Below are 2,393 nucleotides of genomic sequence, written 5' to 3' on the forward strand. Positions count from 1 at the left end.
AATGCTTTGGCTTCAAATGGTCATCCCGATCAAGCTTTGCAGTTTTTTGAGCGATCGATACAGATTGAACCTAATCATCCAAGAACGCTGAGTTGTTATGCCCATACTTTAGCTACAACTGGTCAATATGAGAAGGCTTTACAATACTTTGAGCTATCCCTTCAAATTAAGCCTCAAAATGCTAGGACGCTCAGCAGTTATCTTGATTTTCAATATGCTCTGGTATTAGAGAAAGTAGGTAAACATCAAGAGGCAATCGACCAATTAAAAGCTATCAAAATTGAAGCTCTTACTCCATACCAAGCTAATGTAATTCGAGTCAACTTAGGTAGGATGTACTACCAAATTAAGCAACCAGAGAAAGGTAAAGAATATTTCAAGGCAGCCATCGCCCTTTCGGATGGCAAAGACCGAACCGATGACAAAGAGCGAACCCTGCTATACATTTCCAGAAGTATTCTTGCCACCAATCCTTATAGCGAAACAGCAGTTGAACTGCTGCGGCAGATTAAAGAAGATTCTCCACGCTATGCTCAGGCACTGGAGATGCTAACTTTAAATCTCAGTGAGGAAGACTATTTTGATATGTTCACAACTGACACCCAAACTTGGCTGAGTGATACCGAAAGGCTGAACCGGGCGATGTATCACAAAATCGCCAATGAGATCAGCATCCTCAAAGGGATTGCCTATCGAATTGTGCGCCATTCCGAACAGAAAGATCCCTTGCTAAGTGGCATCATTCAAGATATTGAGGATGTCTTTGCAGAGGTAGATAGACGACGGGTAGCGCAAAAGTTTAAAATTGAAACTATTCCTCATGATGACTATCGCCGCATCCTGGAAGTCATTTCTAAAACAGCCCATAACATCTCTGATTTCGTCAATAATCAGCTTGCTATAATTGAGTCTAAAACGCGACGAGTAATGCGGAAGCTGCAACCCAGTGCACCTCACTATTCGCAATTTGAAAAGTTATTGACGCAACTAGAATTGACCCAAACTGCCCTCAGTGACTTGAAAGCAATTAACGAAGGTATCACCATCAAAAATCATCGCTTTAAGGTGAAAAAGCTATTTGAAAAATGGGAAACAATACCTATACTCGATGGTGCTCAAATTTTTCTAGACATTCATAACGGTGATTCCGAATTCAATGGAGATGAAGAAAAAATCAAAAGCGCGTTAAATGAACTTGTAGAAAACTCCCTCAAATACAATTCAAATCAGCATAATCTAGCCATTCGCATCACTTCTCAAGATGTCATAAATCCACCCGAAATCAGAGGAAGAACGATGCCTGGTGAGCAGAAATACCTGTTAATTACCTTTTCTGATAATGGAAAAGGGGTTCCCGAACATAAGAAAGACTGGATTTTTCAACCTCTAAGAACTACCTCTCAGGAAGGAAAAGGCAGTGGCTTAGGGCTATTCATTATTCGTAAAACCTTGATCAAGATGAATGGGTACATCCGTGAAACTGGGTATAACGGAGCCAGATTTGAAATTCATATTCCCTATAAGTAGGTAAGACAAAAAAAACAATAACATTCGCTCGGCGGCCTCTTTAAAAATAGAAGGGGCGAGTTTAGTTATGGTCTATATTAAGAGCGAGTTTATTTCTGCAAAACCCGCCAGGTCCATGTTAGATTTATTTGTACCCACTTACTGAGGGAGAGAATAGGTAAGATGCAAACTGAAAACGTTCATTTGTTGGTCGTAGAGGACAACCCCGGTTTTTTAAGTGAGTTGCTGGAATGGTTGAACGATTTTGGTTATCAGCATATTGAAACCGCAACGAGCGTAACCGAGGCAAAGGAAAAGTTGAAGACTCCCTTCGATGTGATTATTGCAGATATGCGAATGGAGCAGGACGACAGTGGCTTTGCTGTTGTCAATGAGGTGAAAGCTCGAAATCTTTCTTCTGTAGTCATTATTTTGACAGCAAACGATACAGTGAGCGATTGTCGAAAAGCTTTCAAAATGGAGGCATGGGACTATATTTCCAAAAATATGAAAGGGAATATTTTTGATATTTTACATGAGTCGATTCAAGATGCGATCGCGTATTTCAACCGTTGGGGTAATATCCAAAACGAACAATGGATCGCCGAGAATCTGGAAACACTAGAACAAAATTATTGGGGTCAGTATATTGCTGTGATTAACAAAACGGTTATTGATGCAGCAGATACAGAGGAAACTTTAAATGAACGAATTGAAGAACGGCAACTCCGCCTCTTTTTAACAACAATCCGAAAAATTGGCGATCTGCGTTCTATTTCTGAGCTGATAAAGTTGCCTGAAAGTTCTAGGTTAGGGCTTGCCGAAAAAGCCTAAAACCTCGACAGAGAAAGACTTTGAATGGTTTGAACGCTCCGCGTGTGCAAGCT

Annotated in this window: 2 protein-coding genes; both read left to right on the forward strand. The window is 40.5% G+C overall.

All coding sequences use genetic code 11. From position 1 onward, the window contains the following. Positions 1–1,527, forward strand: a 1,527-nt coding sequence (locus QUA74_RS25410) for an ATP-binding protein (protein ID WP_333334612.1), incomplete at its 5' end; no start/stop codon positions are given. Between the two features lie 162 nt (positions 1,528–1,689). Beyond that, positions 1,690–2,340 carry a response regulator gene (locus tag QUA74_RS25415; protein WP_333334614.1) on the forward strand — a complete coding sequence of 217 codons (651 nt, stop codon included), beginning with the start codon at positions 1,690–1,692 and terminating at the stop codon, positions 2,338–2,340. The last annotated feature ends 53 nt before the right edge of the window (positions 2,341–2,393 follow it).

The sequence above is a fragment of the Microcoleus sp. LAD1_D3 genome (genome assembly GCF_036702135.1).
In the GTDB taxonomy this organism is placed as follows: Bacteria; Cyanobacteriota; Cyanobacteriia; order Cyanobacteriales; family Microcoleaceae; genus Microcoleus.

Excerpts from the sequence above, each read along its gene's own strand:
- QUA74_RS25415 (WP_333334614.1), top strand. The coding sequence starts at position 1,690 with ATGCAAACTGAAAACGTTCATTTGTTGGTCGTAGAGGACAACCCCGGT.